The organism is Pseudoxanthomonas sp. SL93, assembly GCF_026625825.1.
Classification (GTDB): Bacteria; Pseudomonadota; Gammaproteobacteria; order Xanthomonadales; family Xanthomonadaceae; genus Pseudoxanthomonas_A.
On sequence record NZ_CP113065.1, the window covers coordinates 102,949 to 123,038 of the forward strand.

Here is a 20,090-nt window from a genome sequence, read left to right on the forward strand (position 1 = left end):
GTCGTGCAGCAGGCGGACGGTGCGGGATCAACGCAGCACGCCATCCAGTCCGGGCACGGGGTTGAGGGTGTTGCGGCTGTCCACGTCGAACTCGCGGCTCTTGCTGGCTTCTTCCGGCGTGGCGTTCACAGTTCCGTCGAGGGTGTAGGGCAGGGGGCGGCGACCTGCCAACGCATCGGCCACCACGATGCGGGCGGCACTGGTGGGCGAGAAGGCCAGCGTGACGACGTCCGCAGACTCCGGGCCCACTGACAGGCCTGGCGTCGCCTTCAGCGTGCCGGCATCCTGGTCTCCAACCTGCATGGCCAGGGTGACGGTGTCGAAACGCATCGGAATGCTGCTGTAGTTCTGCAGGCGCAGGTCGACCGACCATTGGCCGTCGGCCTTCACGGTCAGCTGCTGGATGCTGGCCGCGGGATCGGAAACACGCCGTACCCGGCCATCGCCGCATCCGGCCAGCAAGGCGGTCGCCACGATCAGGGCTGCCAATGACCAACGTCGATGCATGCCGCTACTCCATCATGGGGAAAGCGGCAGGATACTACGGCGTATGGCGCCGTTGATGCATCCGGTGCCCGCGCCGTCAGACGGGAATGCGTGGCGCGGCGAGGTCAGGTCTTGTTGCGCTGCGGCAGACCATTGTACGAAGTTGCCCAGGCGCTGGGCCGCCACATGCGGGCGAAGCACCGCGCTACCTGTCAGACGGTGAAGACGCGTGCCTGCTGCCCGGACGTGGTCGCCACCAAGGCCCTGGAGTCATCGTGCTGGTTGTTATGGAGGGTCGCTTTGTCGAGCCGCCCCTCGATCGTTTCGACGCCGAGGCGACGCGCGGGAATTCGATCTGGAAATTCGCGCAACCGTACTGCTGCAACGCAGCGAACTCTCCCTTCCCCCAGCCGGCGTGCGCACTGAATTCGAGCGTGGCCGAACGCGTGCATCAACTTTGTCATGAGCGAGTTGACAGCCATCCGTGGCTTCGATATGACAGCGCTGTCAAAACGGATTCCAGAGGACGTATGCCGCTCATGAATCGCTCCACTGACGCGAACGTGCCAGCCCGATGCGCGTGACCTTGCTGGCCGTGGGCCTGCTTGCCTGTCTTTCCTGTTCCGCCCAGAAGGAGCCGGGACAGACGTCGGCGGATGCAGAGTCCAGTGCGTCGGCGCAGCTGACGGACTGGCCTGCGCTGCGAAGCCGCATCGCCAGGGATCCGGCCATCGAGGCGCGCGCGGCGGAAATCCTCGCCAGCATGACGCTGGAGCAGAAGATCGGCCAGATGGTGCAGCCGGAGATCAAGTCGATCACGCCAGACCAGGTGCGCCAGTACTACATCGGCTCCGTACTGAATGGCGGTGGCTCCTGGCCCGGCATGGACAAGCACGCCAGCGTGCAGGACTGGGTCACGCTGGCCGATGCGTACTACGACGCCTCGATGAAGACCGATGCGGAGATTCCCGTGCCGGTGATCTGGGGCACCGACGCCGTACATGGCCACAGCAACGTGTATGGCGCCACCATCTTCCCGCACAACATCGGCCTGGGCGCCGCGCACGATGTCGAATTGATCGAGCGCATCGCGGAAGCAACCGGACAATCCACCCGCGCCACCGGCGTGGCGTGGACCTTCGCGCCGACCGTCGCCGTGGCGCAGGACGCGCGCTGGGGCCGTACCTACGAGAGCTATTCCTCCCAACCGGCGCTGATCCGCGAATATGCCGGGGCTTACGTCAAGGGCATGCAGGGCCTGCTGGACAAGGACGGCAATGTCGTCGCGACCGCCAAGCACTTCATCGGCGATGGTGCCACCGACGGCGGCAAGGACCAGGGCAACGCGCTGGTCACGCAGTCGCAGATGATCAACATCCACGGGCAGGGGTATTACGGCGCCATCGAGGCCGGCGTGCAGACCGTGATGGCGTCGTTCGACAGCTGGAACGACGTTGCCGCTGGCAAGGACTACGGCAAGATACATGGCGCCCGCGATCTGCTGACGGTGGCGCTGAAGGAGAAGATGGGCTTCGACGGTTTCGTCGTGTCCGACTGGAACGGCATCGGCCAAGTCGCCGGCTGTGCCGACGACAGCTGCCCGCAGGCGATCAACGCCGGCATCGACATGGTGATGGTGCCGGACAAGTGGAAGTCCTTCATCGCCAACACCATCGCGCAGGTGAAGTCGGGCGAGATCCCGCAGGCACGCATCGACGATGCGGTGTTGCGCATCCTGCGCGTCAAGCTGCGCGCGGGCCTGTGGGACCACAGGCCGTCGGCCAGCCAGCATGCGGGCAAGCCGGAATCACTGGTGCACCGCGACCTGGCCCGTCGCGCCGCGCGTGGGTCGCTGGTGCTGCTGAAGAACGACGGTGGCACGCTGCCGCTGAAGAAGGGCCAGCGCGTACTGCTGGTCGGCAAGAGCGCCGACAGCATCTCCAACCAGACCGGCGGCTGGTCGCTGACCTGGCAGGGCACCGACAACACCAATGCGGATTTCCCGAACGCGGACAGCATCGCCGCCGGCCTGCGCGAGCAGCTGGGTGACGGCAATGTCATCCTGCGCGACAGCGCCGAGGGCGTGGACCCCGCCAGCTACGACCTCATCGTCGCGGCCATCGGCGAAACGCCGTACGCCGAAACCAACGGCGACATCGTCCCCTCCGACACGATGGCGCATAGCCGTCGTCATCCGGAGGACCTCGCCACGTTGAAGGCGGCGGCGGCGACCGGCAAGCCGGTGGTCACGGTGTTCCTGTCGGGTCGCGCGCTGTACGCCAACGACCTGATCAACCTGTCCGACAGCTTCGTCGCCGCGTGGCTGCCGGGTACGGAAGGCAAGGGCGTCACCGACGTGCTGGTGGCGGGCGCGGACGGCAAGCCGGTGCATGACTTCCGCGGCAAGCTGACGTTCCCGTGGCCGGCGGTGGCCTGCCCGAAGGCGGACAGCACGCCGCAGTTCGCGCTGGAGTCCGGCTTGCGCTATGGCGACGGCAGCACCGTCGGCAAGCTGCCGGAGGACAGCGTGGCGAGCTGCGGCGAAGCGGCGGTCCTGGGCATTTTCAAGCAATCCGACATCGCGCCCTTCACCCTGCAGATGGAAGCCGGCGGCACGACGCAGGCGGTCGGCAACGACATGAACGCCACTCGGCGCTGGCCGCAGGCCAAGCCCGCGTTGCAGGTCGCCACCGTCCAGGTCAACACGCAGCAGGACGCCAAGGAAGTCACCTGGCTGGCACCGGCACGCTTCTTCGCCCGCAACCCGTCGAAGAACAACCTGGCCGCGATGGCGACGGCGCGCGGGGTCGTACAGTTCGACGTCATCGTCAAACAGGCCCCGGCCACGCCGGTGCGGTTCACGCTCGGCTGCGGCGCAGGTTGCGGCGCCAGCCTGGACCTGGCCGCCACGTTTTCCGGTGATGCCGTCGGCAGGAAGCAGACGGTCAAGGTGCCGCTGGCCTGCCTGGGCGAGCTGGGCGCAGACCTGGCCGGGGTGGATACGCCCTTCAGCATCACCGCCGACGCGCCGTTCGCCGCCGCCTTCACCAACATCCAGGTGGTCGCGGGTGGGGCGGATGACGCCGACGTGGTGAAGTGCGCACGGTAGGCCCGGACGTGCCCCGCGGACCGGTTGCCGTGGCGCGGGCTGACGCAGTGCAAGTTGCAATCGCCGCATGTCCCCGTAGGCTGGCGGCTCCGTCCGCCCACCGGGCTCCCGAATCCAACCCCAGCAGGCAACCCATTCAATGACGACACAACCCACCCGATGGTCGCAGTTCGGCGTGCTGATCACCGTGTTCTTCTTCTGGGGTTTCGTTGCGGCCAGCAACGACATCCTGATCCCTGTGTTCAAGAAGGCGTTCAACCTTACCCAGGCGCAGAGCCAGTACGTCGCCGTGGCGTTCTACGTGGCCTACACCGTCGGTTCGCTGATCTACGTCGCCATCTCCAAGTCCATCGGCAAGGACCTGCTGAACAAGATCGGCTACAAGAACGGCATCTGCCTGGGCCTGGTGATCTCCGCGCTGGGCACGCTGTTGTTCTACCCGGCGGCGAACACCGGCTCGTTCAACCTGATGCTGTCGGGTCTGTTCATCGTGGGCCTGGGCTTCTCGCTGCAACAGATCGCCGCCAATCCATTGGCGATCGTGATGGGGGACCCGAAGACCGGCGCGCAGCGCCTCACCCTGGCCGGCGGCATCAACAACTTCGGCACCACCATCGGCCCGCTGCTGGTCAGCGTGGCGATCTTCGGCAGCGTGCTCGCGGGCGGTACTGAAGCGAGCATCGAGAGCGTGAAGACGCCCTATCTGGTGCTGGGTGCGGCCTTCATCGTGGTCGCGATCTTCCTGAAGTTCTCCTCGGTGCCGAACCACATCGATCTGGAGGAGCTGTCGGAGACGGAGGCACAGGACAGCAGCAAGCTGATCCACAAGAAATCGGCACTGGCCTATCCGCAGCTCGTGCTGGGCATGATCGCCATTTTCGTCTACGTCGGCGTCGAGGTATCCACCATCAGCAATCTGCCCGCCTACCTGGAGTCCGAGGAAGGCCTTGGCCTGGACACCGCGATGATCGCGCCGTTCGTTTCGTTGTACTGGGCCAGCCTGATGATCGGCCGCTGGGGCGGCGCGGCGGGCGCCTTCAACGTCGGCTCGGGCGCAAAGCGCTGGCTCACCCTGTTGCTGCCTTACGTGGCGTTTGGCGTATTCCTGGCCGTGAATGCCATTGCGCGCCACGACGTGTCGCAATTCTTCGGCTATGCGGCGGTCATCGTGCTGATGATCCTCGCCACCCTCGCCAGCAAGGGCAATCCGGCACGCATGCTGCTGTACTTTGCTGTGTGCGGTAGCGCGGCGCTGCTGATCGGCATGTTCACCACCGGCTGGACAAGCGTGGTCGCCTTCATCAGCGTGGGTCTGTTCTGCAGCACCATGTGGCCGTGCATCTTCGCGCTGGCCATTACCGGACTGGGCAACAATACCAACCAGGGCAGCAGCCTGTTGATCATGATGATCATGGGTGGCGGCATCGTCAGCTTCGCGCAGGGCGTGCTGGCCGACAAAGTCGGCATCCACTACAGCTTCATCATCGGCGTGCTGTGCTTCGCCTACCTGGCGTTCTACGCGATCGCCGCCACGCGCACGCTGCGCAGGCAGGGCATCGACCTCGACAAGCTGGCTGCCGGCAGCGGGCACTGAGTGCGGTGCGCGCCGGAGAGAGGCCGGCGCGCATCCCCGAGCCACCGGTCCACTCTCCGGCCCGGTGGCTTTCTTGTGTCGATTGCCGTTCGCCAGCAGGACGGTGGGACTTCGCAGCCGCGCTGCCCTGCGAATAGCGACGCCTAGAAGCGCGTCCCCACCGGCAGGTAGCGCCATTGCCCCACCGGCATCTTCGCCAACGCGACGCGGCCGATACGCAGCCGCCGGATCGAAACCACGTCCAGCCCGCCCTCGCGGCAGCGGTGGCGCAGCTCGCCGGGCTGCACGTCCTTGATCGCGAAGCGCAGCCGCACCTCGTTCTGCCAGCTGACCTTGCACGGTGCCAGTCCCCGGCCCTGATAGGTGGCCACATGGCCGATGCGGCTGAGGGTGTACGGGTCGGTGCTGCCGCGGATCTCCACCACGAACTCCTGCTCGATCTGCGCATAGTCCTCGGTCAGGCGCCGCCACGCGCGGCCATCCTGGCTGAGCACCATCAGCCCGCTGGCCTCGGTGTCCAGCGGCATCAGCGGGGTCAGCCTGTGGAAGTGGCGCTTCAGCAGGCGCACGCCGCTGTCGTCTTCGCCCAGGTGTGTGGCCGGGGTCACGAGCGGTGCCGCCTCCTGCCACGCCACGCCTTCGGGCTTGTGCAGCAGCAGCGTGGCAGGCTCGGTGGCGGTCAGTTCGGCCGAGGGATCGATTTCCACCTGCTCGGTGGTGACCGGGTGCTGGGGCGTTTCCACGGTGACGCCGTCCACGGTGACCCAGCCCCCTTCGATGTACTGCTCGGCCTCGGTTCGCGAACAGCCGGTCAGTTCTGCGACGCGTTTGGCAAGGCGGATGGGTTCAGGCATGGGAAACACCGGCGTTTTCGGGTGACTAGTGTAAAGATAGCGGGGACGCGCAGCGGTGAATCCGTCGCCCGTCATCTCCTTTTCCCGCCAGGACCGCATGAAGACGCCCCCAGGACTGCAAGCGCTGATCGACGACGGCGTGATCGACCGCGTGCTGCGGCCGCTGAAGAGCGGCAAGGAAGCCTCCGTCTACGTGGTGGATGCAGGGGGCGAAGTCCGCTGCGCCAAGGTCTACAAGGACATGGCGCAGCGCAGCTTCCAGCAGCGCACGCTGTACCAGGAAGGTCGCAAGGTACGCGGCAGCCGCGAAGCCCGGGCGATGGGCAAGGCGACCCGCTACGGACGCAAGCAGCAGGAAGTGGCGTGGAAGAATGCCGAAGTCGACGCGCTCTACCAGTTGCGCGATGCCGGCGTGCGCGTGCCCGAACCGTTCGGCTACGTGCACGGCGTGCTGGTGATGGAACTGGTCGCCGACGCCACCGGACATTCCGCGCCCCGCCTCGGCGAAGTGGACCTGACGCCTGCGCAGGCGTGTGACTTCCACCGCTTCCTGGTACGCGAAGTCGTCAAGATGCTGTGTGCCGGGCTGATCCACGGTGACCTGTCCGAGTACAACGTGCTGGTGGGGGAACAGGGGCCGGTCATCATCGACTTTCCACAGGTCGTGAGTGCGGCGGGCAACAACGCCAGCCGGCGCCTGCTGCTGCGCGATGTCAATGCGCTCACCGCGCGCCTTGGCCGATACGCCCCGGAGCTGCTGGACACCTGGTATGGCGAGGAGATGTGGGCGCTGTACGAAGCCGGCACCCTGCATCCGGACACCGAGCTGACCGGCGTGTTCGCGCACGACACGTCGCGCGTCGACGTGGATGGCGTGCGCCATGCGATCGAAGACGCGCGCCAGGAAGCGATCATCCGCCAGCAGGGACGGGAAGCGGCGGCCGCGGAGTAGCCGGGATTCCGTCGCAGGCGAGTCGCAGCCCGGCGTGTCAGTCCGACCAGCGCGGCGGCACCGGCGCATGGGTGCGCGCGGGCACCAGCGCCATCAGGTAATCGGCGCGCTGCCTGGCCCACTGCGCACCCCAGCGTTGCCCCGCAGCCAGTGAGCGCACCGCCATGCTGGGTTTTTGCCCCGCCTGGTCCACCAGGAACACCTCAACCACCCACCCGGTCCGCTGCTGCCGGACTTCCAGCACGCGCACGTCATCCAGCATCAGCCGAGCACGCGTCGGAGTGACCGCCCAGGCAAAACGTTCCGGAAGCGTCGCGGGTTTGGACCAGAGCATGCCGTCTCCTTGATCGCCATCGCCGGTGTCACGCGATGCGTCTTGTGGAAGCGAAAATTGCGCACGCGCAGTCAATGAAGTGTTAACTGCTGTCAGATGGATCGCGTTCGGCGCGGTGTCGTCTTCCCGGCCGGGCATGCGTCACAGAATCGCTCCGGCGTCGCGCGTGTTGACGCGATCTGAATCCCGGCTCCGCCACCCTGACCGCCCATCATCGCGCGAACGAACAGGATGTCCGTGCATCACAACGTCACCGCTGTCACCCCCGAATCCGAGCGTCTCCGACAGCAGGCGCTGGACCGGCTTCATGTAGTGGACTCGCTGCCCGAGGCGATCTACGAAGACCTGGTGCGGTTGGCCGCCGCGGTGTGCGAGACGCCGATCGCCGTGGTGTCGCTGATCGATCGTGACCGCCAGTGGTTCAAGGCCCGTATCGGTATCGACGACCACGAAACCACCCGCAGCGCGGCGGTCTGCGATCACGCGATCCGCAACCCGGGCGAGCTCATGGAAGTGGGCGACCTTGCACAGGACGCGCGTTTCGCCGACTTCCCCATCGTGGCGGGCGATACAAAGGCGCGCTTTTACGCCGGCATGCCGCTGGTGACGCAGGAGGGTCAGCCCATCGGTACCGTCTGCGTGGTCGACCACGCGCCGCGCGCGCTGAGTGAGACGCAGCGGGCATCGCTGGAGGCGTTGGCGCGGGTGACCATGGCCCTGCTGGAGGCACACGGCCAGCGGCACCAGCAGGATGTGCTGGCCGCGCTGCAGGAGACCGCCGCGGCACCACAGACCGTAGAGGCAGGCACGGAGACGTCGGCGATCGCCATCCTCGAATTGCAGGGTTTTGCCGCCGCAGTGGACCGGTTGGGCGAGCGGGCGGTGGAGAAGATCCTGGCCTCGCTGGACCCCGTGTTCGACGCTTGCCTGCGCCATGATCTGGGCGATCGCATCAATCGCGTCACCTCGAGCCCGGAATTCGTCGCCATGCTGGTGGGCGGTGACGTGGAAGGCCGTCTGGCCGCGTTGCGCAACGCGGCCGCCGTGCAGAGTGCGCAGGTCGGCCTGACGGTGCTGATGGGTGCGGCGCTGTCGGATTCGGTGGGCAGTTCGCTGCAGGCGATGTATCTGGGGGCGGACGAGGACCTCAGCCTGCAGAAGGACGGATTGGGTTGGCAGTCGGCGGGGTGATGCCGCCGCTTCAATCCATGTACACGGCGACGCGATTCCTGCCGCGCGACTTCGCCTGGTAGAGCGCCTCGTCGGCCGCCATCAACATGTGCGCCCAGTCATCGCCCTTGGCGCCTTCCGCCACGCCGACGCTGATGGTGACGATGCCTGCCGGTCCTGCCGCATGGCGGATCGCCAGTGTCTCCACCGCGCGGCGGATGCTTTCCGCCTCCGCACCGGGCGGGTTCTCGACGGGTACCGGTACCAGGGCCAGGAATTCCTCGCCGCCCATCCTTGCCAGGCAGCCGCCGTAGGATTCCACGACCGCCATCGCGGCCGAGGCGACGGCCAGCAGGGCGTTGTCGCCGGCGACGTGTCCGTGCAGGTCGTTGTAGGCCTTGAAGTAGTCCACGTCGATCGCGATGGCGCGCACCGGATGCACGAGCATCCCGTGCCCGTCGGCGATGCCCGCCAGGTAGTGCTGCATGCCGCGCCGGTTGAGGCAGCCGGTAAGCGGATCCGCGCGGTTGACCCGGTCCAGCTCGGCATTGGCCGCGGTCAGTTCGGCCGTGCGCTCCTCGATTTCCTGCTCGCGGCTGCCCACCGTGTCACTGAGCGACTGCGCGAGTGCGCGCTGCTCCGCCAGCGATTTCACCAGCTCGCGGTTGGCGTCCTCAAGTTCGACGGCAAGGCTCGAGATGCGCTGCGCCAACGGCAGGAATTCCTGCGGAAGCGGACTGTCGATCACCGCATCCTTTTCCTTGGAGACCAGCGCGTGCAGCGAGGCGGACATGCTGAGCATGCCCGCGCGCAGGCTGCGCATCTGCCAGACGAAGGCCACCAGCACGCCGAGCAGCGAAAGCGCGAGGACGCCGAGCAGGCCCACGAAGCGGCTGCCCGCTGCCGAGAGCAGTGCGCTGTCGGGAGAAAGCAGCACCACTTTCCATCCGGAATCCAGCCGCGCGCACGCCGACCAGGCATCGCCGCCATTGCGCAGGATGCCGCGCAGCAGACGGGCTTTCTCGCTCAGGTCGCAGAGGTCCTTGTGGGGGTCCGAGCTGAGCGCGGAATCCAGGAAGCGGTAGGGCAGGGCTTCCGAACTGTGGATGACCCGGCTGTTGCGGTCGAGCAGCAGCAACTCGATGCCGCGGCCCTTCATGGCGCGCGTGCGGTGCTGGGTGAACGCGTCCACGCGGATCGAGCCCTGTACGACCCCGGCGAACATGCCATCGCGGGTGATCGGGGCCGATACCGCGATGACCGGATGCTTGCTGATCAGTCGTGCCCGGAAGGCATTGGAGACGTAGGACAGGCCGGTTTTCGCCGGCGTGGAGAAATAGTCCCGGTCCGTCACGTGGTCCCCGTGGAGCGGTACCTGCGGGTTTGTGGCCAGGATCAGTCCATCTGCATCCGTGGCCAGCGACGCGTCGAAGGCGGGATAGCGCGCCCTCAGCTGGTCAAGCGTGTCGCCCCAGGGCCGGGATGGTTCATGGAGGTCGGCGGCCAGCGCGACGCCTGCCTGGTGTGCCGAGATGAATTCGTCGATGGAACGCGACGTGGTGTTGGCGAGCACTTCCAGGCGTTCCCGCAGCACGCGCTGCTGGCTCCTGTATTCGTTGACCGCATGGATGATGGCCAGCCCCAGCGCGGGCAGCAGGCCCGCGACCAGCAGGGCCGCGCCAAATTGCCAGCGCAGCGAGCGGCCGGTTACGGCCCTGGCGGGCGCTTCCAGGTTGTTCCGAGTCGTTCGCATGCGGTCTGTGGGGTGCCGGAAGGAAAGCGGCAGCGTGCTCGCTGCAATTCCTGTTCCACTCTATCCAGCTCCTACGGTGGCGATTGCGACGCGATGCTCGTAACGGCGGCGGAGCGCCGGGTAGCGCGCGTCGGAGCCGTCCCGTATCACGGACAAAGAAAAGGGCCTGCATCGCTGCAGACCCTTCAAGTAACGAGTGGTGGCCCGGGGCGGATTCGAACCACCGACACGCGGATTTTCAATCCGCTGCTCTACCAACTGAGCTACCAGGCCAAAATCTGTCGCGGTACGGCAGGGCCGGCGCGAAGAGGGGCAATGATACGGACCGGCCGTGGCGATGGCAAGCCGGACAGGCGCTGAATGGGCTGTGGGCGCGCTGCCGCCGGTTTCCCCGGCGGGGTGCAAGATGTCCGCGGAATACAGCGCCTGCCTCCGAGGAGCGACCCATGAAGCCCCTGAAGATCCTGACCCTGCTGGCCGCGGTGACGAGCCTGGGCGCGTGCGCGACCGGCCCCCGCCAGACCGACGCCGAGCGCCTGGACATGTACCGCCGCCATGCCGGCGAGCCGGTCAAGCACTTCCAGTACTTCGGCACCCTCAACGGCTGGACGCCACTGGGCGATACCGCGCTGAGCGTGTGGACAAAGCCCAGCCAGGCCTATCTGCTGGAACTCACTGGCGCGTGTCCCGACCTGGACTACGCACCGTCGATCAGCGTCACCCAGCACATGGGTCGCGTCTCCGCGCGGTTCGACGACGTCATCCCGATGGGCGGCGGCACCGGCACCCTGCGCATGCCCTGCCGCATCGAGACGATCCGGCCGCTCGACGTGAAGGCGTTGCGTGCCAGCGAGAAGGAGATGCGCGAAGCCGCCGCGGTGGAACGCAAATCCTGATGCGAGGCCCGTTCCCGCGGCGTCGAAGCTGCGGTAAGCAAGCCCGGCCCTGGCTACGCCTCGGGCACGTAGCCTGCGGGTTTGTCCGCGCCGCCGGAGAACAGGAACTTCTCCAGCTCGGTTTCCAGGAAGGACCGGTGTTTCGGGTCGCGCGGAGACAGGCGGTTCTCGTTGATCAGCATGGTCTGGTGCGCCAGCCAGGCGGCCCATGCCGGCTTGCCGATGTTGGCGAAGATGCGCTTGCCAAGCTCGCCCGGGTAGGGCACGAAATCCAGCCCCTCCGCATCGCGTTGTTCGTAGTGGCAGAAGACGGTGCGAGACATCGGTCAGTTCCCCAGCAGTTTTCGGATCGGCGCGGGCAGGCCCAGCGAAGCGAGTTCGCCACGCGCGACCCAGCGCAGCATTTGACCCGTACCGGCTACGGGATCCTCATTGTCGCGCACCCTGTCGCGCAGGGCGACCTTGCGCAGGCGTAGCGGCTGCAGGTGCAGGCGGTAATGACTGAAGGTGTGCACGATGGGCGGCAGTTCCTCGGCCGCGTCGTAGTCGCCCTTCACTTCCCGGGCGAACCAGTCGCGCAGCGCGCTGTCGGTATCGGCCTGCGGCAATGTCCACAGCGAGGACCAGATGCCCGTGTCGGGGCGACGCTGCAGCAGGATCTCGCCAGCCGCATTCTCCAGCCACAGCGCCATCGCCTCGCGCTCCGGCAATGTCTTCGAGGGCTTGGACGTGGGCAGCACCTGGGTGAGCCCTTCGCGGCGCGCCACGCAGTCGTCCTGCAGTGGGCACACGGCGCAGGCCGGCTTCGCCCGCGTGCACAGCGTGGCGCCGAAGTCCATCTGCGCCTGCGTGTAGTCGGCCAGGCGGCCGTCGGGCACGTCACGCAGGTGCCGGTCCGCCAGCGCCCACAGTTGCTTTTCCACCGCCGGCAGGGCGGGCCAGCCGGCGATGCCGTGGAAGCGCGTCAGCACGCGTTTGACGTTGCTATCGAGGATGGGGAAACGGCCGTTCCACGCCTGCGCCAGGATCGCGCCGGCGGTGCTGCGCCCGATTCCCGGCAAGGCATGCAATGCATCGAAGTCGCGCGGAAGGTCGCCGCCGTGTCCGGCCACGCAGGCCTTCGCCGCGGCATGCAGGTTGCGCGCGCGGGCGTAGTAGCCCAAGCCGGCCCAGTGAGCCATCACGTCGTCGGCAGGCGCGGCAGCCAGGTCGGGCAGGGTGGGGAAGCGCTCGACGAACCGCAGGAAGTACGGGATGACCGTGGTCACCTGGGTCTGCTGGAGCATGATTTCCGACAGCCACACGCGATACGGCGTACGCGGGTGTTGCCACGGCAGGTCGTGGCGGCCGTGGCGGTCGAACCATCCCAGCAGGCGATGGGCGAAGGAGATGGCGCTGCTCACGCGGGACGACCCGTGTGAGCGACATCAGTCGCGATCGGGCGCCACGACTTCGTCATCGCGACTGACGTAGCTCCCGCAAGAAGTGGCTCGAGGTCAGCTGCCACCCAGCGCTTCCGGCAGCAGCGCGTCGACGAACGATTCCGCATCGAACACCCGCAGGTCTTCCAAGCGTTCGCCGATGCCGGCATAACGGATCGGAATGCCGAACTCGCGTGCCAGCGCGAACACCACGCCGCCCTTGGCCGTGCCGTCCAGCTTGGTGACCACCAGCCCGGTGACGCCGACAGCGGCATGGAACTGGCGCAGCTGCGAGAGCGCGTTCTGCCCCGTGGTGCCGTCGATGACCATCAGCACCTCGTGCGGTGCGCCCGCGTCGAGCTTGGCCAGCACGCGGCGGATCTTGCCGAGCTCGTTCATCAGGCCGGTCTGCGTGTGCAGGCGGCCGGCAGTGTCGGCGATCAGCACGTCGAAGCCGCGCGACTTGGCCGATTGCAACGCGTCGAATGCGACCGATGCGGCATCCGCATCCTGGCCCTGCGCGACGACGGGCACGCCGTTGCGCTCGCCCCAGGTCTGCAGCTGGGCGACCGCGGCGGCACGGAAGGTGTCGCCGGCAGCCAGCATCAGGCTGTGCCCGTCCTGCTTGAAGCGCCGCGCGAGCTTGCCGATGGTGGTGGTCTTGCCGACGCCGTTCACGCCGACGGTCAGGACGACAAAGGGCTTGCGGGTCGCATCGATCACCAGCGGTCGGGCGACCGGTGCGATCAGCGCGATCAGGTCCGCGCGAAGCGCCTTCAACAGAGCCTGTGCATCGGCGAACTCGCGCTGCTTCATGCGCTTGCGCAGGTCCTCGATGAGGCCGGTGGTAGCCGGTACGCCGACGTCGGCGGAGAGCAGGGCGGTTTCGATCTCATCCAGCAGGTCGTCGTCCAGGCGCGGGTTGCGCGTGAACAGGCCGGCCAATCCCAGTGCTGCGCTGGTGCGGCGCAGGCGGTCGCGCCAGCCGGGCTTGCCGGCCTCGGCGGCGGGCGGCAAGGGGGCGCCGCCTGCGCCCTGACCCGGATCTTCCGTCGGTGCCGGGATGGGAGCTTCGCGTGTCGGGCCAGGGCCGGCATCGCTCGCCCCTTCCCCGCTGGCGGGCGCTGAGGACGCCTCCAGGTCCGGCAGCGACTCCGCCGGCGCCCGCGGGAAGGCGGCAGCGAGTTCTTCGGGGCTGATACGGGTCTGGGCGGCGTCCTGGCCGTCCTGGGGCTTCTTGCGGCGGAAAAAACCGATCATTGCGGGGGGGATCTAAAAGAGGGGGACATGCTACCACCGGGGTGTTCCGCGCCCATGGATGGCGGCTAAAGACGCTCCGCTTGCCGCCGATAAGGACAGCAGGAATCCGTTTGGAGCTCATCCATGTCCAGCATGGCCGGCATTGCCGCCTCGGGCCTGCGCGCCGCGTCGCTGGGCATGCAGGCGGCCGCCCACAACGTGGCCAACCTGGCGACACCGGATGCGACGCGCCAGGGTGTGGCGTTGTCGGCGCTGGCGGGTGGGGGCGTGCAGGCGCAGCCGGTTGACGCCGCGGGCGACCCCGCCGCACCGATCGAAGACATGGCGGCAATGCTCGGTTACCGCGTACTGGCCGATGCCAGCGTGTTCGTGCTGAAAGTGGCGGACCAGACGCTGGGCAGCCTGCTGGACGTCCGCGCCTGATCCCCTGCCGCTGACCGCGCCCACGCAATCGCGGACAATGGGCGCCATGGAATCCACGCCCACCCGTTCGCCCGCATGAGGCCGCCTGCCACCAGGCCCGGCCCGGCGCGTGCACCCGTGGGCAACATCCGCATCATTGGGGGACGCTGGCGCGGCACGCGGCTGCCAGTGCCCGACCGGCCCGGACTGCGCCCCAGCAGCGACCGTGTGCGCGAAACGCTGTTCAACTGGCTGATGCCGGCCTTGCCCGGTGCGCGCGTGCTGGACCTGTTCGCCGGTACCGGGGTGCTGGGCCTGGAAGCGCTGTCGCGTGGCGCCGCCCATGCCACGCTGGTCGAGCGCGACCCGGGCCTGGCCCGCGCGCTGGACGAAGCGGTGGCGCGGCTGTCGGCACGGGAGAATGCCGTGGTGCAGGCGCAGGATGCCCTGGTCTGGCTGGGCCGGGCCGGGGCCGGCTTCGACATCGTGTTCCTCGATCCGCCGTTCGCCGATGGCCTGTGGGAACAGGCCGTCGCGCGCCTGCCCCCGCACCTGGCGCCCGGTGCCTGGGTCTACGTGGAGTCGCCCGCCGACATCGTGCCCGGCGTGCCCGCCGGATGGGCGCTGCACCGGGAGGGCCGTAGCCGCGACGTGCGCTTCGCCCTGTACCGGACCCCCGCCGGGCAAGGCGCTGCTACACTTCGCCCCGACGATTCGCCGGCGACGACTGAATGACTGTGGCACGCAACCGGACGGCGGTTTATCCCGGCACGTTCGACCCGATCACCAATGGCCATATCGACCTGATCGACCGCGCCGCGCCGCTGTTCGAACGGGTGGTGATCGGCGTGGCGGAAAGCCCCGGCAAGGGTCCGGCCCTGCCGCTGGCGCAGCGCGTGGCGCTGGCCCGCGACGCGGTGGCCAAGCATGCACACGTGGAAGTGCTCGGTTTCGACAGCCTGCTGGCCCACTTCGTCAAGGATGTGGGCGGCGGAGTGCTGCTGCGCGGCCTGCGCGCAGTGTCGGACTTCGAATACGAATTCCAGCTGGCCAGCATGAACCGCCACCTGATCCCCGAAGTCGAGACGCTGTTCCTGACGCCAGCCGAGCAGTACGGCTTCATCTCCTCGTCGCTGGTGCGCGAGATCGCACGGCTCGGCGGGGATGTTTCCGGCTTCGTGCCGCCGGGCGTGGCCGCCGCGCTGCAGGCGCAGTGGCAGCGCGGCCGCCATGGCGCATAGACACTCATACCAACAACAGTTCCAACAGGAGGGGGAAGACCCATGAAGAACATCGCAACCCGTATGCTGCTGATCGCGTGCCTCGTCGTGCCGTTCGCGGCATGCAAGAAGCAGGAAGAAGCCCCGGCTGAAGCGCCGGCCGCCGCGCTGGTCGCGCCGACCACCACCGGCGACGGCGAGTGGAAGGAGTACCTGAGCAAGGTCGTCGACAACAACATGGGCACCATCACCAACACGCCCTACGTCTACTACCTGCCGGCCGAAACCGATCCGGAATTCGAAGCCAAGTATGGCCGCCAGCTGGAGCAGGCCAAGGGTGCCGTGGCACGTGGCGTGAGCAGCGGCAACCTGATCGCGTTCGGTTCGCCGAGCAGCGCCAAGATCGCCGACCTCGCCGTGGCCGCCTTCACCGGCGTCGAAGCGGACAGCTTCAAGGGCGTGCGCGTGCTGTTCATCGGCCAGGCGGCCGACAGCGAGCGCGTCAAGGCTGCCGTGACCCCGAGCAGCGCCGAATACGTGTTCGTCGAAGCCAAGTGAGCTGTCCGCGCGTGGCCGCTCCGGCGGCCACGCCTTGGCGGAAAGGCCATCCCCGCGGTTTTCAACAGCCGAATGGCTGGTCAAGCGGGGATCCAGTGACTTCGAGCGAGCGTACCCGGCGTGACCGATGTGCGACGCAGGGCGACCGGCCTCCGGTGCCTCGGTTGAACACCGGAACGCAAGTCACTGGGACCCGGCCTCCGCCGGGATCACGGTAAACGGAACATGTCCCTCAAGATCAACGAACTCTGCGTCAACTGTGATGTCTGCGAGCCCGCCTGTCCCAACCAGGCCATCTCGATGGGCGAGAGCATCTATGTGATCGATCCGGCGCGCTGTACCGAATGCGTCGGCCATCATGACGAACCGCAATGTGTCGTCGTCTGCCCGGTGGAGTGCATCGATCCCGATCCGGCGTATCCTGAGACCCACGAAGAGCTGCTGGCCAAGATGCTCCGGCTGCAGGTGGTCTGACTTTCAGACCCCGCGCGTTCTTCGTCCCGGTTCCCGTCCAGGAGAAGTCGTGATCTTCCTTCGCATCGCCCTGCTGTCTTTCGTTTCCTTCGTCTCCCTTGTCCCCGCCGTGCTGGCCGCCGATGGCGCGAACCGCTCGGCAGCGACCCATCCCCCCGGCACCGCCATCGCCAGCGCGCATGATCTGGCCACGCAGGCGGGCCTGCAGATCATCGCGCAGGGCGGCAATGCCTTCGACGCCGCCATCGCGGTGTCCTCCACGCTGTCGGTGGTCGAGCCGATCAGCTCCGGCCTGGGCGGCGGCGGCTTCTTCCTGCTGCATGATGGCAAGACGGGCAAGGATGTCTTCATCGATGCGCGCGAAACCGCGCCGGCGGCGGCAACACCCGACAAGTATCTGCTGCCCAACGGGGACTTCAATCGCGACCGTGCGGAGAACGGGCCCTGGGCGGCCGGCATTCCGGGCCTGCCGGCCGCATTCGTGCACCTCGCCGAAAAATACGGCCGCCTTCCGCTGGAAACATCGCTCGCACCCGCCATCCGTGTCGCACGCGAGGGCTTCCCGGTCTATGCAAGGCTTGCCCGCGGTTATGCGGCGCGGCGCGAGGTGATGGAACGCTACAAGGGCACGCGCGAGGTATTCCTTGCCGGTGGGAAGCCGCTGCAGGAAGGTGACCTGTTCCGGCAGCCCGATCTGGCACGCACCCTGGAGCGATTGGCCGCGCAGGGCTTCGATGGTTTCTACCGCGGTGAAACGGCCAAGCGGTTGCTGGCCGGCGTGAAGGCCGAAGGCGGCCAGTGGACCGCGAAGGAACTGGCCGGTTACCGCGTTCGCGAACGCGAACCGCTCCGGCTCAAGTACAACGAATGGAACATCACCACCGCGCCGCCGCCGTCCTCCGGTGGCGTGGCGCTGGCGCAGATGCTGCAGATCCTGGATGCGTACGATCTGGCGAAGATGGACGAGGCGCAGCGCACCCACCTGGTGGTGGAGTCGATGCGTCGCGCCTTCCGTGACCGCACCTTCTACCTGGGCGATCCGGACTTCGTCGACATCCCGATGCAGACGCTGACCAGCCCGTTCTATGCCGCGGGCCTGCGCGCGACCATCAACCCGCGCAAGGCGACGCCCAGCGACCTGCTGTCGGGCGAACAGACACCGCTGGAAGACGAAGAGACCACGCACTTCTCCATCATCGATGCCGAAGGCAACCGCGTCGCGGCGACGCAGACGGTCAACCTGCTGTTCGGTTCCGGGCTGGTGGCGCCGGGTACCGGCGTGCTGCTGAACAACGAAATGGACGATTTCGCCCTCAAGCCCGGCACCCCCAATGCCTTCGGCGTCATGGGTTTCGAGGCCAATGCGCCGGAGCCCGGCAAGCGCATGCTCAGTTCGATGACGCCCACGTTCATGGAATCGCCGCAGAAGGTGGCGGTGCTGGGTACGCCGGGCGGCAGCCGCATCATCACCATGGTGCTGCTGGGCGTGCTGGGCTACGACGCAGGACTGGAAGCGCAGCAGGTAGCGGCGCTGCCCCGGTTCCACCACCAGTGGATGCCCGATCTGATCGAGGTCGAAAGCGAGGCGCTGTCGCCCGCCACCCGGCAGACGCTGGAAGCCATGGGCCATCGTTTCAAGGTGGCGGGATACGCCGCACAGGGTGGCCGCGGTTCCAGCCACGTGTGGGGCAACCTGCAGACGGTGGAATGGGACAAGGCCACCAACGTGCTGAGCGGCGGCAGCGACCCGCGCAGCCCGGTGGGCTCGGCGAAGGTGGTGGAATCCGCCAGCCCCTGAACAGGGGCGCGGCGCCCCTGTGGGAGCGACGCAAGTCGCGACTGCACGCCGTGCAGGCACGTGACGAGTGGCGCGTGCGGTTCAGACGGTCGCCCGATGCACCGGTACTGGCGTTTCCAGGGAGCGGTCGCGACTTGCGACGCTCCTACAGGGCAGAACGCAGGCGTAGAATCAGCCTCATGAAACTCTGGTCATTGCTGGGCAACTCCCAGAAACTCGACGGCGGCGCGATGTTCGGCAACGCGCCGCGCGCGATGTGGGAGAAATGGTCACCTCCGGATGCGCAGAACCGCATCGAGCTGGCCTGCCGCGCACTGCTCGCCACGCCGCTGAACGGGCGGACCGTGTTGTTCGAAACGGGCATCGGTGCCTTCTTCGAACCCAAGATGCGTGAGCGCTTCGGTGTGCAGGAGGAGCGCCACGTGCTGCTCGATTCGCTGCAACAGGCCGGCTTCTCGCACGAGGACGTCGACGTGGTGGTGCTCAGCCACCTGCATTTCGACCATGCCGGTGGCCTGCTTGCACCGTGGCAGGAAGGTCGTGCAGCGGAACTGCTGTTCCCCAATGCCACGTTCGTGGTGGGCGCCGGGCATTGGCAGCGCGCCTTGCAGCCGCATCCACGCGATCGCGCCAGCTTCATCCCGGAACTGCAGGGACTGCTGGAAGCCAGCGGCCGGCTGGAACTGGTGGCCGGTGATCGATCCCGCGCACTCGGCGACAGCGTGCGTTTCAGCTTCAGTGACGGCCATACGCCCGGCCTGATGCTGGCGGAGATCGTCGGCCCCGAGCGCATCGATGGTCAGCCGCACGGCGGCGTGGTGTTCTGTGCCGACCTGATTCCCGGTCGTTCCTGGGTGCACGTGCCCATCACCATGGGCTACGACCGCAATGCCGAACTGCTGATCGACGAAAAGCGCGCCTTCCTGGAAGACAAGCTCGCGCGCAACGTCCATCTGTTCTTCACCCACGATCCGGGCTGCGCGCTGGCGCAGGTGACCCGCGACGGGAAGGGAAAATTCGGCGTCGCGCACGAGGTCGCCGAACTGCACGCGCGCCCGCTGGCGGCGTGAAGCGGAATAATTGAAGTCGTGGGAGCGACGTGAGTCGCGACAGGGTGATGTCTTCGCGACTGACGTCGCGCCCACACCAAGACATTTCGCTATGACGGGAAACTCTCAGCCGATCCGCGTACCGAAGATGCGGTCGCCCGCGTCGCCCAGGCCCGGCAGGATATAGCCCTTGTCGTTGAGGCGCTCGTCGATGGCCGCGGTATACACCTCGACGTCCGGGTGTGCGGCTTCCAATGCCTTCAGGCCCTCGGGAGCGGCGACCAGGAAGATGCCCTTGATCCGCTTCGCGCCGGCCCGCTTCAGCATGTCGATGGTGGCGATGAGCGTGCCGCCGGTGGCCAGCATCGGGTCGAGGATCAGCGCATCGCGTTCCTCCAGCCGCCCCGTCAGCTTCTCGAAGTAGGGCACGGGCTGCAGCGTTTCCTCGTCGCGCTGCAGGCCCACCACGCTGACGCGCGCGGTGGGGATCAGCGCCAGCACGCCGGGCAGCATGCCCAGGCCCGCCCGCAGGATGGGCACCAGGGTGATCTTGGCGCCGGCGATCTTCTTCACTTCGACAGGTCCGGCCCAGCCCGCCATCGTCTCGGTGGTGAGCTCGAGGTCGGCCGTGGCCTCGTAGGCCAGCAGCGTGCCCAGCTCGGTCACCAGCTCGCGGAAATCCTTGGTGTTCAGGCCTGCGTTTCGCAGCAGGCCGATCTTGTGCTGGACGAGCGGGTGGCGGACTTCGACGGTCTTCATG

19 protein-coding genes, 1 tRNA gene and 1 pseudogene are annotated in these 20,090 nt (G+C 67.4%); 12 read left to right on the forward strand and 9 right to left on the reverse strand.

Annotated elements, in window-relative coordinates; all coding sequences use genetic code 11:
• Window positions 1-27: 27 nt before the first annotated feature.
• On the reverse strand, window positions 28-507 hold the full coding sequence (locus tag OVA13_RS00500; RefSeq protein WP_267791897.1) for an LEA/WHy family protein: 480 nt from the start codon (window positions 505-507) through the stop codon (window positions 28-30).
• Between the two features lie 553 nt (window positions 508-1,060).
• Here OVA13_RS00500 and OVA13_RS00505 point away from each other — a divergent pair.
• Window positions 1,061-3,595: a glycoside hydrolase family 3 protein gene (locus OVA13_RS00505; protein ID WP_267791898.1), complete on the forward strand. Its 2,535-nt coding sequence runs from the start codon at window positions 1,061-1,063 to the stop codon at window positions 3,593-3,595.
• Between the two features lie 139 nt (window positions 3,596-3,734).
• Complete coding sequence (locus OVA13_RS00510) at window positions 3,735-5,189, forward strand: MFS transporter (RefSeq protein ID WP_267791900.1); 1,455 nt, start codon at window positions 3,735-3,737, stop codon at window positions 5,187-5,189.
• Between the two features lie 143 nt (window positions 5,190-5,332).
• Here OVA13_RS00510 and OVA13_RS00515 read toward each other — a convergent pair whose 3' ends face one another.
• The gene (locus OVA13_RS00515; protein WP_267791901.1) at window positions 5,333-6,043 is read right to left on the reverse strand and encodes an rRNA pseudouridine synthase; all 711 of its coding nucleotides are present in this window, start codon (window positions 6,041-6,043) and stop codon (window positions 5,333-5,335) included.
• Window positions 6,044-6,140: 97 nt separating this feature from the next.
• On the opposite strand from OVA13_RS00515, the gene OVA13_RS00520 reads away from it, so the two are divergent.
• A complete protein-coding gene (locus tag OVA13_RS00520) occupies window positions 6,141-6,995 on the forward strand; it encodes a PA4780 family RIO1-like protein kinase (RefSeq protein ID WP_267791902.1) in 855 nt (284 codons plus the stop codon).
• A 37-nt stretch (window positions 6,996-7,032) separates the two neighbouring features.
• On the opposite strand, the gene OVA13_RS00525 is transcribed toward OVA13_RS00520, so the two are convergent.
• On the reverse strand, window positions 7,033-7,467 hold the full coding sequence (locus tag OVA13_RS00525; protein ID WP_267791903.1) for a hypothetical protein: 435 nt from the start codon (window positions 7,465-7,467) through the stop codon (window positions 7,033-7,035).
• A gap of 93 nt (window positions 7,468-7,560) precedes the next feature.
• Between OVA13_RS00525 and OVA13_RS00530 the strand changes: the two genes are divergently transcribed.
• Window positions 7,561-8,520, forward strand: coding sequence for a GAF domain-containing protein (locus OVA13_RS00530; protein ID WP_267791904.1), 960 nt, complete (start codon window positions 7,561-7,563; stop codon window positions 8,518-8,520).
• Window positions 8,521-8,530: 10 nt separating this feature from the next.
• Here OVA13_RS00530 and OVA13_RS00535 read toward each other — a convergent pair whose 3' ends face one another.
• Both OVA13_RS00535 and OVA13_RS00540 read right to left on the reverse strand, forming a co-directional pair.
• Entirely contained in the window at window positions 8,531-10,252 is a 1,722-nt protein-coding gene (locus OVA13_RS00535; RefSeq protein WP_267791905.1) for a diguanylate cyclase domain-containing protein, read from the reverse strand.
• Between the two features lie 197 nt (window positions 10,253-10,449).
• Window positions 10,450-10,525 (reverse strand) — tRNA-Phe (locus tag OVA13_RS00540).
• A 173-nt stretch (window positions 10,526-10,698) separates the two neighbouring features.
• Here OVA13_RS00540 and OVA13_RS00545 point away from each other — a divergent pair.
• Window positions 10,699-11,148, forward strand: a complete 450-nt coding sequence (locus tag OVA13_RS00545; protein ID WP_267791906.1) for a DUF6491 family protein — start codon at window positions 10,699-10,701, stop codon at window positions 11,146-11,148.
• A 53-nt stretch (window positions 11,149-11,201) separates the two neighbouring features.
• Here the strand turns inward: OVA13_RS00545 and OVA13_RS00550 are convergent, their stop codons facing one another.
• The 3 genes from OVA13_RS00550 to ftsY form a co-directional block, all read right to left on the reverse strand.
• Window positions 11,202-11,471 (reverse strand): oxidative damage protection protein, encoded by a 270-nt coding sequence (locus tag OVA13_RS00550; protein WP_267791907.1) that lies wholly within the window; start codon window positions 11,469-11,471, stop codon window positions 11,202-11,204.
• 3 nt (window positions 11,472-11,474) lie between these two features.
• Window positions 11,475-12,551, reverse strand: coding sequence for an A/G-specific adenine glycosylase (gene mutY / locus OVA13_RS00555; RefSeq protein ID WP_267791908.1), 1,077 nt, complete (start codon window positions 12,549-12,551; stop codon window positions 11,475-11,477).
• Window positions 12,552-12,644: 93 nt separating this feature from the next.
• On the reverse strand, window positions 12,645-13,829 hold the full coding sequence (gene ftsY, locus OVA13_RS00560) for a signal recognition particle-docking protein FtsY (protein ID WP_267791909.1): 1,185 nt from the start codon (window positions 13,827-13,829) through the stop codon (window positions 12,645-12,647).
• Between the two features lie 123 nt (window positions 13,830-13,952).
• Between ftsY and OVA13_RS00565 the strand changes: the two genes are divergently transcribed.
• The 7 genes and pseudogenes from OVA13_RS00565 (at window position 13,953) to OVA13_RS00595 (ending at window position 19,351) form a co-directional block, all read left to right on the forward strand.
• The gene (locus OVA13_RS00565; RefSeq protein ID WP_267791910.1) at window positions 13,953-14,252 is read left to right on the forward strand and encodes a hypothetical protein; all 300 of its coding nucleotides are present in this window, start codon (window positions 13,953-13,955) and stop codon (window positions 14,250-14,252) included.
• A gap of 75 nt (window positions 14,253-14,327) precedes the next feature.
• The gene (gene rsmD / locus OVA13_RS00570; RefSeq protein ID WP_267791911.1) at window positions 14,328-14,966 is read left to right on the forward strand and encodes a 16S rRNA (guanine(966)-N(2))-methyltransferase RsmD; all 639 of its coding nucleotides are present in this window, start codon (window positions 14,328-14,330) and stop codon (window positions 14,964-14,966) included.
• Window positions 14,963-15,472, forward strand: coding sequence for a pantetheine-phosphate adenylyltransferase (coaD, locus tag OVA13_RS00575; protein ID WP_267791912.1), 510 nt, complete (start codon window positions 14,963-14,965; stop codon window positions 15,470-15,472). The genes rsmD and coaD overlap by 4 nt, the downstream gene beginning before the upstream one ends.
• Before the next feature lie 42 nt (window positions 15,473-15,514).
• The gene (locus OVA13_RS00580; RefSeq protein ID WP_267791913.1) at window positions 15,515-16,009 is read left to right on the forward strand and encodes a hypothetical protein; all 495 of its coding nucleotides are present in this window, start codon (window positions 15,515-15,517) and stop codon (window positions 16,007-16,009) included.
• A gap of 225 nt (window positions 16,010-16,234) precedes the next feature.
• Window positions 16,235-16,483, forward strand: a complete 249-nt coding sequence (locus OVA13_RS00585) for a YfhL family 4Fe-4S dicluster ferredoxin (protein ID WP_267791914.1) — start codon at window positions 16,235-16,237, stop codon at window positions 16,481-16,483.
• Window positions 16,484-16,631: 148 nt separating this feature from the next.
• Window positions 16,632-18,281: pseudogene (ggt, locus tag OVA13_RS00590) on the forward strand (gamma-glutamyltransferase); the annotation flags it as partial.
• A gap of 179 nt (window positions 18,282-18,460) precedes the next feature.
• Entirely contained in the window at window positions 18,461-19,351 is an 891-nt protein-coding gene (locus OVA13_RS00595) for an MBL fold metallo-hydrolase (RefSeq protein ID WP_267791915.1), read from the forward strand.
• 105 nt (window positions 19,352-19,456) lie between these two features.
• On the opposite strand, the gene upp is transcribed toward OVA13_RS00595, so the two are convergent.
• Window positions 19,457-20,089: a uracil phosphoribosyltransferase gene (gene upp, locus OVA13_RS00600; protein ID WP_267791916.1), complete on the reverse strand. Its 633-nt coding sequence runs from the start codon at window positions 20,087-20,089 to the stop codon at window positions 19,457-19,459.
• Window position 20,090 lies beyond the last annotated feature (1 nt).